The sequence below is a fragment of the Mycobacterium basiliense genome (assembly GCF_900292015.1).
GTDB lineage: Bacteria > Actinomycetota > Actinomycetes > Mycobacteriales > Mycobacteriaceae > Mycobacterium > Mycobacterium basiliense.
Genome location: NZ_LR130759.1, coordinates 4,864,991 through 4,877,852 on the forward strand (window position 1 = coordinate 4,864,991; position 12,862 = coordinate 4,877,852).

Annotated in this window: 11 protein-coding genes; 9 read left to right on the forward strand and 2 right to left on the reverse strand. The window is 66.0% G+C overall.

Annotation, left to right across the window (positions count from 1 at the left end):
- Positions 1-121 precede the first annotated feature (121 nt).
- The 3 genes from MB901379_RS20630 to MB901379_RS20640 all read left to right on the forward strand — a co-directional run bounded on the left by MB901379_RS20630 (position 122) and on the right by MB901379_RS20640 (position 4,972).
- Positions 122-733, forward strand: a complete 612-nt coding sequence (locus MB901379_RS20630) for an FABP family protein (RefSeq protein ID WP_232022159.1) — start codon at positions 122-124, stop codon at positions 731-733.
- A 133-nt stretch (positions 734-866) separates the two neighbouring features.
- On the forward strand, positions 867-3,236 hold the full coding sequence (locus MB901379_RS20635) for a hypothetical protein (protein ID WP_158018302.1): 2,370 nt from the start codon (positions 867-869) through the stop codon (positions 3,234-3,236).
- Positions 3,237-3,445: 209 nt separating this feature from the next.
- A complete protein-coding gene (locus MB901379_RS20640) occupies positions 3,446-4,972 on the forward strand; it encodes a sensor domain-containing protein (RefSeq protein ID WP_158018303.1) in 1,527 nt (508 codons plus the stop codon).
- A gap of 242 nt (positions 4,973-5,214) precedes the next feature.
- On the opposite strand, the gene MB901379_RS20645 is transcribed toward MB901379_RS20640, so the two are convergent.
- Positions 5,215-6,087, reverse strand: coding sequence for an aminodeoxychorismate lyase (locus MB901379_RS20645; RefSeq protein WP_158019347.1), 873 nt, complete (start codon positions 6,085-6,087; stop codon positions 5,215-5,217).
- A 146-nt stretch (positions 6,088-6,233) separates the two neighbouring features.
- Between MB901379_RS20645 and csoR the strand changes: the two genes are divergently transcribed.
- The 6 genes from csoR to MB901379_RS20675 all read left to right on the forward strand — a co-directional run bounded on the left by csoR (position 6,234) and on the right by MB901379_RS20675 (position 11,572).
- Positions 6,234-6,593 (forward strand): copper-sensing transcriptional repressor CsoR, encoded by a 360-nt coding sequence (csoR, locus tag MB901379_RS20650; protein ID WP_158019348.1) that lies wholly within the window; start codon positions 6,234-6,236, stop codon positions 6,591-6,593.
- Between the two features lie 116 nt (positions 6,594-6,709).
- Complete coding sequence (locus tag MB901379_RS20655) at positions 6,710-7,018, forward strand: DUF1490 family protein (protein WP_158018304.1); 309 nt, start codon at positions 6,710-6,712, stop codon at positions 7,016-7,018.
- Positions 7,005-9,401, forward strand: a complete 2,397-nt coding sequence (locus MB901379_RS20660) for a copper-translocating P-type ATPase (RefSeq protein WP_408632312.1) — start codon at positions 7,005-7,007, stop codon at positions 9,399-9,401. Before MB901379_RS20655 ends, MB901379_RS20660 begins: the two co-directional genes overlap by 14 nt.
- A gap of 58 nt (positions 9,402-9,459) precedes the next feature.
- Complete coding sequence (locus tag MB901379_RS20665; protein WP_158018305.1) at positions 9,460-10,077, forward strand: DUF5134 domain-containing protein; 618 nt, start codon at positions 9,460-9,462, stop codon at positions 10,075-10,077.
- 63 nt (positions 10,078-10,140) lie between these two features.
- Positions 10,141-11,232, forward strand: coding sequence for a CAF17-like 4Fe-4S cluster assembly/insertion protein YgfZ (gene ygfZ, locus MB901379_RS20670; protein WP_158018306.1), 1,092 nt, complete (start codon positions 10,141-10,143; stop codon positions 11,230-11,232).
- A 157-nt stretch (positions 11,233-11,389) separates the two neighbouring features.
- Complete coding sequence (locus tag MB901379_RS20675) at positions 11,390-11,572, forward strand: DUF3073 domain-containing protein (RefSeq protein ID WP_158018307.1); 183 nt, start codon at positions 11,390-11,392, stop codon at positions 11,570-11,572.
- Between the two features lie 164 nt (positions 11,573-11,736).
- Here the strand turns inward: MB901379_RS20675 and purM are convergent, their stop codons facing one another.
- Positions 11,737-12,840, reverse strand: a complete 1,104-nt coding sequence (gene purM / locus MB901379_RS20680) for a phosphoribosylformylglycinamidine cyclo-ligase (RefSeq protein WP_158018308.1) — start codon at positions 12,838-12,840, stop codon at positions 11,737-11,739.
- Positions 12,841-12,862: the final 22 nt, after the last annotated feature.

Sequence of the window (12,862 nt, forward strand, 5' to 3'; positions counted from 1 at the left end):
TCATCTCCTGGTTTGCGCTGTACACGCTGTATCGGCTCATCACCGACGAGTCGTGACCTCCGAAACAAGCCATGACGGACCGGATGCGGTGGCGGGCTCTGGCGATCGCACCGCCGCTGGAATGTTCCAGGCGGCAGAGCGCGCCAAGCTGACAGCAGCGCGCAACATCCCGGCCTTCGACGATCTGCCGGTCCCCGCCGACACCGCGAACCTGCGCGAAGGCGCCAATCTGCACGATGACCTGCTGGCGTTGCTGCCGTTAGTCGGCGTATGGCGCGGCGAGGGCGAGGGTCGCGGACCCCACGGTGATTACCGGTTCGGCCAGCAGATCGTGGTCTCTCACGACGGGGGCGACTACTTGAATTGGGAGGCCCGGTCCTGGCGCATGAGCGACCAAGGGGAATACGAGGAACCTGGCCTACGCGAGACGGGTTTCTGGCGCTTTGTCAGCGACCCCGAGGACGATCCGAGCGAGTCGCAGGCGATCGAGTTGTTGTTGGCGCACTCGGCCGGATACGTCGAATTGTTCTACGGTCGCCCGCGCACCCAGTCGTCCTGGGAGTTGGTCACCGACGCACTGGCCCGCAGCCGGTCCGGCGTGTTGGTAGGCGGGGCCAAACGGCTGTACGGCATCGTCGAGGGCGGCGATCTAGCCTATGTCGAGGAACGCGTGGACGCCGACGGCGGCTTGGTGCCGCATCTGTCGGCGCGCCTGTCCCGGTTTGTCGGGTAGCGGCCCGCAGCGCTGGTCGCCAAGTCGACCGGGACGGCAAACCCGCTGCTGCGTGCGGTTGCCAATTCTGCGTGTACTGTTCGCGTCCTAGCCGCCGATAAGCTGCGATGTCCCGGGAAGGGAGGTCGGCCGGATGCGTTCCAGGAGAACAGCCCCCACCTGGGTGCGGCGGTCCGTGGCCGGGCTCGGCGTGTTGCTAATCGCCTACCTCTCGGCCGTGGCGGCCCAACCCGCGATCCTCAATACCTTGCCGCACTGGTTGCACTGGTTCGGCAGACCGGGATCGATGGCGACCACCGCGATCGTGGTCGGGGTGCTGGTCACGGTGATCGTCATGACCTTCCGGTCAAGCGGCAGTCACCAATTGGTGGGCGTGTCCTTCACCGTGATTGCCGTACTCATCAGCATGAGCGCGATCCTCGGCCTCAGCTCGTACTGGGGGTGTCACGACGCTAACCATCCCGCCGTGTTCACCCCCTTGATGTTGACTGCGCAGTTGATCAAAGGCAGCAGCGGCGACTACTCACTCGCTGGTCACATCTGCCCGAGCCCCACACCCGTGGGCCTCGAAATAGCCCGAATGGCAGCGGTTTCGGCGATCTTTACCGGGTTGGGTGGCGTCGTAGTCGGCGTCTTCCGATCTCAGGTCGACCGGTTGCGCGCCAACCTGGCCGATTCCGTCACCGTCATTGTCGGCGTCAACGACGACAGCCAAGCGATGATCAGCGCGGCCGCACGAACGTTGGACCGGCGCAGCACCCTGGTAGTGATCACCAGCGCGGGCGACGACAAGGTACAGCGAGCGCGCCGGCAGGGCGCCCGCGTCGTGCTGGTGGACTTCAACAACCCATCGACCTTGACCTCGCTGCGGCTGTGGCGTCACCTCAGCCGGCTCTATCTGATGGCGCCCGACCCGGCGACCAACCTGTTGTGGCTGGATCTGATCAGCCGTCGGCTCGCCGCGGTGGGCCACAAGCAGCGGCTGCCGTTGATCGTGCGCATGGACGATCCATGGCTAGCCGAAGCGTGGCGCGCTCAACAGTTCGGCGGCTCCGATACCCGGTGGGCGGCCGATGTCGTCGGCAAGTACGAGATGACCGCGAGCCGACTTCTCGACGGCATCATCGCCACCGGGAACGTCGAGCGCATCTTCGTTTGCGGCACTTCACAATTGACTTTGGCGCTGGCCGCGGACCTGACACGCCGCGCGCTGGAACGCGACTTTTACACCCCACCCGGTGTGGCACCGCTACCGGCACTGACACTCGTCGAAACAGACGCCGAAGACTACCTGAAAGATCACGAGTTTTACCGTCAGCAGGCCGGTTTTATGTCCGAGGGTCCAACCATCGACGCGGTGGCTGAATCGCCGACAATACCGACCTTGCTGCGGCTGATCGCCGAAGCGGGCCCCAACACGAGCGCGGTGATCTTGGTGGACACCCAAGTCGCGCCGACGGGCACCAGACTGGCAGCCCGCTTCCCGGCGCTGCCCGTCTACGCATCGGACCTCAACACCAATATCACTGACGATTCGATTCAGGTGGTCGGCATGCTGCAGTCCTACTCCCTGGTGCTGGACACGCGCGAAGGTCAAGTCCACGATGCCTGGGAACGGGCGGCGAGGCTCATCCACGAGCGGTATGTCGCCACGATCGGGCCGAGCTCGCCGAGGTCCCCGGCGGCGATGCCGTGGTCCGAGCTTGACGAGTTTTACCGCGGATCCAACCGACGCCAGGTTCGCAACGCGTTGTGGATGGTCGAACAGATTGCCGGACATACCTGGAACACCTGGGGCACCATTCCGGCCCAGCTCTCCGGGCGCGACATGACCGATCTGCCGCCGCTGGAGCAGCTCGCGCTCATGGGCTTCGATCGCTACTCGGCGCTGAGCATGGCCAAAACAGAACACGACGACTGGTGTCGCTACTACCGGCGCAACGGCTGGAAGTACGGCACCCCGCGCGACGATGCCCGCCGAATCCACGACAAGCTCGTCGACTGGTCTGTCGTCGAAAGCAATCCGGAGCTCCTCAGCGCCGCGGTGCGCAGCTTGGCGGCCACCCTGTGGAGCCTGCGCCAGCTCGGCTATCGGTCACGTCCGCTGTGGCAGTCGTTCACCCGCGTCGGTACGGTCAGCGCCGAACAGCGCGGCGCCCCTTGGACTTGGACATCGGATTCCGGGCACACCATGCACGCCGCTGCGGGAGATTGGGCAGTGCAAGCTGACGGCAAGCGCTGGTCGGTACGAGACGATATCTTCCGCGCGACCTACGACCAGGCCGCCGACGGTCTGTGGCGACGTAGGGGAACCGTTCAAGCCAGGCCGGCCCAAGCGGGCGAGATCGTCAACACCTTGGAGGGGCCCACCACCGCAGCAGATGGCGATTGGGTGGTCCGCGGCACCGACGGCGAGCAATGGCCCGTTCCCGGTGATGAGTTCGCCCGCCGCTACGTCGAATTCCATCCCTCAGCAGGGGCGAACGTCGGCGAGAGCGATTAGCGGGGTGACTCCGCATCGAGCCCGCCGGTCTTTGTTGACACCGAATCAGCGTGATTCGATGAGCACCCCCCAGAACGGGCGAACACTGATACGGTATCGGCGCGTAGTCGGCATCGGACCGGGCCTGCCCGAACCCTCCGCAACATGCGAAACCGGCGCAGTAGCCGACCCGCTTTGTTGTTCACCCCGCCTTAGCTATAGGAGACGCTATGGGGCTGTTCATCAGTTACTCCAGCCAGGACAGACCCCTGATCGAAGCCCTGACCGCGGCCCTGCGACGTGGACGCCAACAGGTTTGGTTCGACGAAGAGCTGGGCGGCGGCGAGGCCTGGTGGAGCATGATTCTCGAGCAAATCCGGGCCGCAGACGTGTTTATCGTCGCCTTGTCGAACCACTGGCTCGAGTCCAAGCCCTGCCAGGCCGAGTTCCGCTATGCGCAGGCTCTCAACCGGCCCATCCTTCCCGTCCGCGTCGGCCCCGTCGACAGCGTGCGGGTAAATCCGGTTGCCGCACTTCAGATAGTCGAATACGAAAACCCGACCGTTGACACCAGCATCCAATTGATCAGCGCCGTGCACGCGCTGCAGGCAGCGCCCAAACCGCTGCCGTCGCCGCTGCCCGAAGAACCACCCGTTCCGTTCGCCTATCTGATGCGGCTGAGCTCCACCCTCACCGAAAACGAGCTCAGCCCCCAGCAGCAAACCATCTTGTTGGCCGAGCTCAAGTCCGGGTTGGCGGACGACGGCGGTGATCCCTCAGCCCGCCGCGACCTGGCCCAATTGCTGAGCATGTTGCGCAACCGACACGACGTCACCTACCGCATCCGCAGCGAAATCGACGAACTTCTGGCATCGCTGGAGCAGCAGAAATCGCCGTCCGTTGCGGCGGCCGGCGCGAGACCGGCAGCGGCGGCGCCGGCCGCGGTCCCCCCGCCGGGCCCGCCCGCACCGGCCTCCCCGCAGCCAACCTCGGCGAACCGGGTATCGTCCGGCGCCGCATCCGCACAGCGCGGCGCGAAGACCGGTGGCCGACCGAGTCATCGGTTGATCGTTATCGGTGGAGCCGCCCTCGCGGTGATCGTGGCAATCGTGGTGGTCGTGATGCTCGTGACGCAGGGTGCCGGCAAGAAGTCGTCGGCCAAGCCAAGCGGATCGACCAGTTCCGCCGGGACGCCGGCCCACACGGACCTGACTCTGCTGGGCGCCGACGAAATCGGCAGTATCCTGGGCGACCCGAACATGGTCACGGTGGGACGTGTCGAACAGCTCCGTGCTGCGCAGGGGACGTTGTCGCAGCCCGAGTGCGCGGGCACCTTCGAAGCGCTCGACGAATCGGCCTATCAGGGCAGCGGCACAACCCTGGTCCATGGCGAGATACTCCACACCGCCGGACAGGATCCGCCCCATCGGGTGGTGGAAGGGGTGGCAACCTTCGGATCGTCGGAGAAGGCGCGCGCCTTCGTAGAGACATCTGCCGCGAAATGGGGAACGTGCGCCGGTCAAACGGTCACCTTCACCGGGCCCAACAAGAGCACCGAATGGGCGGTCGGCGACGTCAGCGGCGCCGCCCCCAAGATCAGCCAGGTGCGCACCCTCGCCGACGGCAGCAACCGGACCTGCCAGCACGCGCTAAGTGCGGTGTCCGACATGGTCATCGACGTTCAGGCGTGCGGGCTTAACGTCGCCGATGCCGCCGTTCGGATAGCCGAACAAGTGGCCGCCCGCGGGACAAAGTAACGACGCGGTCCAAATATGGAGCGGCCCCCGAGCGCCATTCCGGTTGGACAGACCGGAGGCTCGGGGGCCGGGTGGCTACGGGGTACTCGCCAGCGCCGAGACGCCGGCTCTTCCGAGCCATTGCGGCTAGCGCGTAGCCACCTCACATGTCCATGAAGCACTCAATTTCGCGGACCACCTCCTTCCCTGTGTACGGCCGACCGTACCCCCACTCCGGGCCGCTCACAACAGATTTACTGGCCTCAACGGTCGCTGACGATGGCCGCGTCAACGAGCTCGGCGAATGCCTCGGCGATCGGCGCACGAGCCAACCGCCGGCCATCGAGGGTGTGCACCCGCGCGGCCAACGTCATGCTCGACACCAACCAGATTCCCTGCGCGGCAATAAGATCGGCGACCCTTAGCGCTCGATAGTCGCAGTCGTAACCCTTAGCACGGGCCATTTCGAAGAGCGCCTGTTGTGTCGTGCCGCGCAGGATCGGGTACCACGGAGGCGGAGTCAGTAGGCACGGATTGCCGCTGGGCCCCTCGTCGCCGTCGGCCGCGATCACCACCGTCGAGCGCGGCCCCTCCAGGATGTAGCCATCCGAGCTGACAAAGATGACATCGCCGGCGCCTTGTCGCGCAGCGTGCCGCAGGGCGGCCATGTTCACCGCATAAGACAGCGTTTTGGCCCCGGCCAACAGCCAGGGCATGGCATCGGCCCCGTTGGCCGGCAGTCCGCGGTCCAACGTGATCGCCGATAGGCCATCGCGCCGGACGGCCGTAACCCGGTCGGGTACGGAACTGACCATCACGTATGCCGTCGGCGCCGAACCGCTCTCTTGGCCGCGGGTGTAGATCAGACGCATCGCGCCCTCGGCAGTGGTGGCCGCAGCCCAACGCTGCACCGCCAGCTCAATTGCATGGCGCCAAGCGGTGAGATCCGGTTGGGGCAAATCCATGAGTTTGGCCGAATGGCTCAGCCGTTGCAGATGCGGCCCAACCAGACAGGCCGCCCGGTCGCGAACCAGCAGTGTCTCGAACACGCCGTCACCCCGGACCGCTGCGAGATCATCGGCATGCAGCAGCGGCGTCCCGGGCTCAAGGAACTGCCTATCGAGCGTGACGACCACACCCATTTGCCCAGTCATGCCACAGCAGCCTAGTGGCCCATGGCGGCCCCACCTCAATGCGGATACAGCATGCCGGGCCTCGGCACTACCCCACCCCGGGTGGGGTGGGGTATACTGGGCCGCGTGACGAAGAGTCGGTGCGAATGATGAGCCAGGAACTGACGGACAAGAAGCGCGCTGCGCTCAACCGGCTGAAGACGGTTCGAGGTCACCTCGACGGCATCATTCGGATGGTCGAATCCGACGCCTACTGCGTGGACGTGATGAAACAGCTATCGGCAGTTCAGTCCTCACTGGAACGGGCGAATCGGGTGATGCTGCACAACCACTTGGAAACCTGCTTCTCCACCGCGGTCCTCGACGGCCGCGGCCAAGCGGCCATCGACGAGCTGATCGATGCCGTCAAGTTCACCCCCGCCCTCACCGGGCCGTACGCGCAGTTGGGTGGCGCCGCGGTCGGCGAACCCGCTCAGCACGGGGCCGCACCAGCGGGGAGCACCACATGACGCCCGCTCCGACGCCGCCAATGCGCCCCTAGCCGCACCCGATGGAAGACACCCATTCCACAACAGCGCCGTCCGCAACGCCGTGACGGGACAACCACACGAAGGGAGCATTCAAAATGACGTTCTGGCATGGACTGTGGGCAAAGGCGGCGCCTCCGGTGGCGACCGGAGTTGTGGGAGTTGCGGCCTACGAGGCGCTGACGAAAGCCCCGTGGCGATCGGCAACCGTGACGGCGACCGCGTGGAGCCTACGCACCGCGCGAGAGACCGAGCGCAGGACCAAGGCGGCCGCCGAACGGATCCGCCTGGCGGCCGCCGACGTGCTGGCCGAGGCGGCGGAGCGCGTGGGCGAGGAGGTTCCTCCGCCACCAGCGACAGCTGCAACCCCGACCATCGTGGCCGAGGCCGACAATGCTAGCCACTGAGGATCGTCGCCAAGCGGACGTCAACCTCACCGTTGTATCCGCCGCTGGCGGGCGGATGCGTGTGCATGCCAACGGGTTTGAGTTCGACGCCGCCCGGAGTGCTGCGGTCGAGGAGTCGGTCAGCCGGGTAGACGGTGTGCGCGCTGTGCGCACCTATCCGCGCACGGCGGCCATTGTGGTCTGGCATTCGCCCGGCCAGTGCGATACCGCGGCGGTGCTGTCAGCGATCACGGATTTCAAGTACGTCCCCGCCGGGGCCGAGTCTGAACGTGTCGCACACGCGGCCGATCACAGCAACGGCGGCGTCGTGGGGAAAATCATCGGCGGAATCGCCCGAACGCTGCTGGGTCTGCGCGCGGACGAACAAGACCACCCACCGCAGATCGCGAGGCTGCGGGCGGCGCTCGAGCGCATCGGCTATTCACCCGATCCGATGCCCCCGCCCCAGCTCTCACCGCGAGACGAAGTCAGCAGCGGGATTCGTTTCTGGCTGCGACGGGTGTGGCTAGCGTGGCCGCTAGGGCTGCTGGCCTCCGGTTTGACGATGTTCTTTGGCGCCTACTCGTGGGCCGGATGGCTGGCGCTCGCCGCCACGATACCCGTGCAATTCGTCGCGGGGTGGCCGTTCCTGGTGGGGGCCGTGCAGCAAGCGCGGGCCAGGTCGGCGAACATGAACACGCTGATTTCGCTGGGCACACTGACCGCGTTCGTCTACTCCACGTATCAGCTGTTCGTCGGCGGACCGCTGTTTTTTGACACCGCGGCATTGATCATCGCGTTCGTGGTGTTGGGCCGCTACTTCGAAGCCACGGCGCACGGTAAGACGCGGGAAGCGATCAGCAAGCTACTGGAGATGGGCGCCAAAGAAGCCCGATTAATCGTGGACGGCGAGGAACACCTGATGCCGGTCGAGCGGGTGCGAGTCGGAGATCTGGTGCGGATTCGACCCGGCGAGAAAATCCCCGTCGATGGCGAGGTGATCGACGGACGGGCGGCGGTCGACGAGTCGATGCTCACCGGCGAGTCCGTTCCAGTCGAAAAGGCGGTGGGCGACCGGGTTGCCGGCGCCACCATCAACACCGATGGGTTGCTGACAGTGCGCGCCACCGCTGTCGGAGCGGACACGGCATTGGCGCAGATCGTGCGCTTGGTCGAGCAAGCGCAGGGCGGCAAGGCTCCGGTGCAACGGTTGGCCGATCGGGTCTCCGCGGTGTTCGTGCCGATCGTCGTTGGTGTTGCCGTCGCGACCTTTGCCGGGTGGTCGCTGATCGCCGCCAACCCGGTGGCCGGCATGACCGCGGCGGTCTCGGTGCTGATCATCGCGTGCCCGTGTGCGCTGGGCCTGGCCACACCCACAGCGATCATTGTCGGCACCGGTCGAGGCGCAGACATGGGGATCCTGGTCAAAGGTGGCGAGGTGCTGGAGATCTCGAAGAAGATCGACACCGTCGTGTTCGACAAGACCGGCACTCTCACCCGCGCCCACATGCAGCTCACTGACGTCATCGCCGGAAATCGGCGCCAGCCCGATGCGGTGCTGCGGATCGCCGCCGCGGTCGAGGCGGGCTCCGAACACCCCATCGGAGCCGCCATCGTTTCCGGCGCCCGCGATCGGGAGGTGGAAATTCCGGCCGCCACGGCGTTCGCCAACCTGGCCGGGCATGGGGTCCGGGGCGAGGTTGACGGCAAGCCCGTGCTGGTCGGACGGCGCAAGCTGGTCGACGAGCAGGATTTGCGCCTGCCCGACTACCTGGCTGCAGCGGCCGCGGACCTCGAGGAACGCGGCCGCACCGCGGTGTTCGTCGGCCAGGATGGCCAGGTTGTGGGGGTGCTCGCGGTGGCCGACACCGTCAAAGACGACGCCGCCGACGTGGTCCAGCACCTGCACGCCATGGGCCTGCAGGTGGCATTGATCACCGGCGACAATGCCCGCACGACCGCCGCGATCGCGGCTCAAGTCGGTATCGACCGAGTGCTCGCCGAAGTCCTACCGGCCGACAAAGTCGGCGAGGTACGGCGGCTGCAGGACGAAGGCCGCGTCGTCGCGATGGTTGGTGACGGTGTCAACGACGCGCCCGCTCTGGTGCAGGCCGATCTGGGCATTGCGATCGGCAGCGGCACCGATGTGGCCATCGAGGCCTCCGATATCACGCTGATGTCGGACCGGCTGGACGGTGTCGTTCTTGCGATCGACCTGTCCCGGCAGACGCTACGCACGATCTATCAGAACCTGGGCTGGGCATTCGGCTACAACACCGCGGCGATACCGCTTGCCGCGCTGGGTCTGTTGCATCCGGTCGTCGCGGGCGCCGCCATGGGTTTGTCCTCGGTCAGCGTGGTGACGAATTCGCTGCGGTTGCGCCGCTTCGGCCGCGCACGGTGATCGCGGCCGAAGTCGCGGATGCCTTCGATCGCACGCCATCTGGGACCGCGGCTCTCCCATGATTCATGACCTGACGCTTCGTTGGCTGGTCACCGGATTGTTCGCACTGTCGGCCGCCGAATGTGGTGTACCGATCGTCACCAAGCGCGGACCGTGGACGTTGGTCGTCAGTCATGGCTTGCATTTCCTGATGGCGGTTGCGATGGCCGCGATGGCCTGGCCCTGGGGCGCACAGTCACCGACCAGCGAACTCGCCGTGTTTTTTCTGCTGGCTGCAGTGTGGTTCGCGACAGCGGCCGTCCGCGCAGTCGAAACCAGGACCGCGCGACTCCGGTGCGGCTACTACAGCCTGATGATGCTGGCGACCGCCTGGATGTACATCGCGATGGACGGTGTGTTGGTCCTGACCCGGCATCCCCAGACGGGAGCCTTGATGCCGGGCACCAACATGGCGGCAATGGACATGCCCGCTACCGCCGGGGCGCCGATTTGGTTCAGTGCCGCCAATTGGCTTGGCGCCGTATGTTTCGCGGTCGCGGCCGCATTCTGGACATGCCGGCCCTACATCGCGCATCGAAGAAAAGAACAGCGGTGCGACTTGCTCGCCAACTTGGGCCAGGCGGCCATGGCCGCCGGGATGACGATATTGTTTTCCGCCGCGCTCTTCGCCATCTAGCCCGCGCCACGCACGCCGCCGTCGAGAACGGGCCGCTTCGTGGAGTTTCCGTAAAGTTGTTGTGTGACCGCAATTCCTGCACCCGAGTCCGGACCCGACGCCGGAGCCGTCTGGCATTACGGCGATCCGCTGGGCGAACAGCGCGCCGCCGAAACCGACGCGGTGGTGGTGGACCGCTCGCATCGCGCCGTGCTCGCACTGACCGGCAAGGACCGGCAAACCTGGCTGCACAGCATTTCCACCCAGCACGTCAGCGAACTTCCGGACGGCGCCAGTACGCAAAACCTCAGTCTGGACGGACAGGGTCGGGTAGAAGACCACTGGATCCAGACCGAATTGGGCGCTACCACCTACCTCGACACGGAGCCATGGCGCGGCGAGCCGCTGTTGACCTATCTGCGCAAGATGGTGTTCTGGTCGGAGGTCAGCGCCGACAGCGCAGACCTGGTTGTGCTGTCTTTGTTGGGTCCGCGGCTGTCCGACCAGGCGGTAGTGGATGTGTTGTGCCTGAAGGCGTTGCCCGACGAGCTCACCGCGGCGCCGCTCCCCGGCGGCGGATTTGTCCGGCGAATGCCGGCGCCGTCCGGCCAAATCGAGCTGGATGTGGTGGTACCGCGGGAGGAATCCGCTGACTGGCAGCGAGGCTTGACGCAGGCGGGCGTACGACCGGCCGGAGTGTGGGCCTACGAAGCCCTTCGGGTGGCGGCCGGCCGGCCGCGGCTGGGTGTCGACACCGATGAACGCACGATTCCCCATGAGGTGGGCTGGATCGGCGGCCCGGGCGCCGGCGCCGTGCACCTGGACAAGGGTTGCTACCGCGGTCAAGAAACCGTGGCACGGGTGCACAACCTGGGCAAGCCGCCGCGGATGCTGGTCTTGTTGCATCTGGACGGCTCCGCGGATCGACCGTCCACCGGCGATGCGGTGGTGGCCGGGGGGCGCAGCGTCGGACGGCTAGGAACCGTGGTCGAGCATGTCGACCTGGGGCCAATCTCCTTGGCCTTGCTCAAGCGCGGCCTGCCAGCCAACACCGCCCTGCTGACCGGCCCCGAAGGCGATGTCGCCGCCGTGATCGACGTCGATTCCCTGCCGCCCACCGACGAAGTGGGTGCCGGACGGCTGGCCGTCGAGCGATTGCGAGGTCACGGCCGATGATCCCGATGAAACCAGCCATCGGGTCCGGGCGGGCAGGCAGGGCGCACCCACGTCCGCCCGTGCGGCACGGTAAGCTGTCGGCAGGACAATAACGACACTAAGAGATCGGAGCCGCCTACTCGTAGGCCGCTCCGTTATTTCGCGAGGGGGTTCCCCCATGGGCCGCGGCCGTGCTAAGGCAAAGCAGACCAAGGTTGCTCGAGAACTGAAATACAGCTCCCCGCAGACAGACTTCCAGCGGCTTCAACGTGAGCTGTCGGGGACAAGTGCCGACGCATCCGACCACGCAGACGACGAGTCCGATGACTCGTGGAGCGACGAGGACGGCTGGCGTCGCTAGGGGCCAACAACCCCACTCACACTCTCCAGGCCGTCATCGTGCCGTTGTGGCCTTTGTGCTCGCGGCGCACATTGTGACATTGAACAAATTGCCGCCCGCCAATGACACCCAAGGGCGCTAGCGCCGATTGCGCCGGGTTTCGCCCACCAAAGGGAGTGCGGGTTCTAGAACCTGGGGTGCTGACCCACCAGTGTGGCGCGGGGACCTTCTTTCCCGCCCTTGCAAACCGTCCCTAGCACCCAGCAGTCCAAGTGCCGCGCGGTCAAGATGGCCAAGGCGCGGTCGGTGTCCTCGGGCGCAACCACGGCGACCATGCCGACACCCATATTGAACGTCTTTTCCATCTCTTCACGTATCACCCGGCCACGCTGAGCGATCATGGCGAACACCGGCGCCGGGGTCCACGTGCCCCGGTCTACCTCGGCCACTAGGCCGTGTGGGATAACCCTCTCCAGATTGCCGGCCAGGCCACCGCCGGTGACATGGCAGAACGTGCGGACGTGTGTCTCGGCGGCCAACGCTAGGCAGTCCTTTGCGTAGATGCGCGTCGGCTCCAACAGTTCTTCGCCCAGAGTGCGACCGAACTCCTCGACATAACCAGCCAGATTCATCCGGTCGATCTCCAGGAGCACGCTGCGGGCCAGCGAGTATCCATTGGAATGCAGGCCGGACGACCCCATAGCGATGATGACGTCGCCAGGCTTCACGCGTTCTGGGCCAAGCACATCGTCGGCCTCGACCACCCCGACACCGGTGGCCGAGATGTCGTAGTGATCCGGCTCCATCAGGCCGGGATGTTCGGCGGTCTCGCCGCCCAGCAGCGCGCAACCGGCACGCACGCAACCCTCGGCGATGCCGCTCACGATGGCACTCACCCGTTCTGGCACCGTGCGCCCGACCGCGATGTAGTCCTGCAGGAACAGCGGCTCGGCACCACAAACCACGAGGTCATCGACCACCATCGCGACCAGGTCGAGGCCCACCGTGTCGTGTTTGTCCATTGCCTGAGCGACCGCCAGCTTGGTGCCGACACCGTCGGTTGAGGCGGCGAGCACCGGTTCGCGGTAGTCGCCGCGGAGAGCGAACAATCCGGCAAACCCGCCGAGCCCGCCACGCACCTCGGGTCTAGTGGCCTTGGTAGCCAACGGCTTGAACAACTCGACGGCGCGGTCACCGGCCTCAATGTCCACCCCCGCCGATGCGTAGGTGATGCCCTGGCCGCCCAGGCTGCTTCCGGAGCTTTCTAGACTTTTCGGGAGATCCGTCATCGCGATAAAGGCTACCGGGCCG

What these genes read in the sequence shown, in the direction of transcription:
- MB901379_RS20630 (WP_232022159.1), top strand. Translation starts at nt 122, where the DNA reads ATGTTCCAGGCGGCAGAGCGCGCCAAGCTGACAGCAGCGCGCAACATC.
- MB901379_RS20635 (WP_158018302.1), top strand. Translation starts at nt 867, where the DNA reads ATGCGTTCCAGGAGAACAGCCCCCACCTGGGTGCGGCGGTCCGTGGCC.
- MB901379_RS20640 (WP_158018303.1), top strand. Translation starts at nt 3,446, where the DNA reads ATGGGGCTGTTCATCAGTTACTCCAGCCAGGACAGACCCCTGATCGAA.
- csoR (WP_158019348.1), top strand. Translation starts at nt 6,234, where the DNA reads ATGAGCCAGGAACTGACGGACAAGAAGCGCGCTGCGCTCAACCGGCTG.
- MB901379_RS20655 (WP_158018304.1), top strand. Translation starts at nt 6,710, where the DNA reads ATGACGTTCTGGCATGGACTGTGGGCAAAGGCGGCGCCTCCGGTGGCG.
- MB901379_RS20660 (WP_408632312.1), top strand. Translation starts at nt 7,005, where the DNA reads ATGCTAGCCACTGAGGATCGTCGCCAAGCGGACGTCAACCTCACCGTT.
- MB901379_RS20665 (WP_158018305.1), top strand. Translation starts at nt 9,460, where the DNA reads ATGATTCATGACCTGACGCTTCGTTGGCTGGTCACCGGATTGTTCGCA.
- MB901379_RS20675 (WP_158018307.1), top strand. Translation starts at nt 11,390, where the DNA reads ATGGGCCGCGGCCGTGCTAAGGCAAAGCAGACCAAGGTTGCTCGAGAA.
- purM (WP_158018308.1), bottom strand. Translation starts at nt 12,840, where the DNA reads ATGACGGATCTCCCGAAAAGTCTAGAAAGCTCCGGAAGCAGCCTGGGC.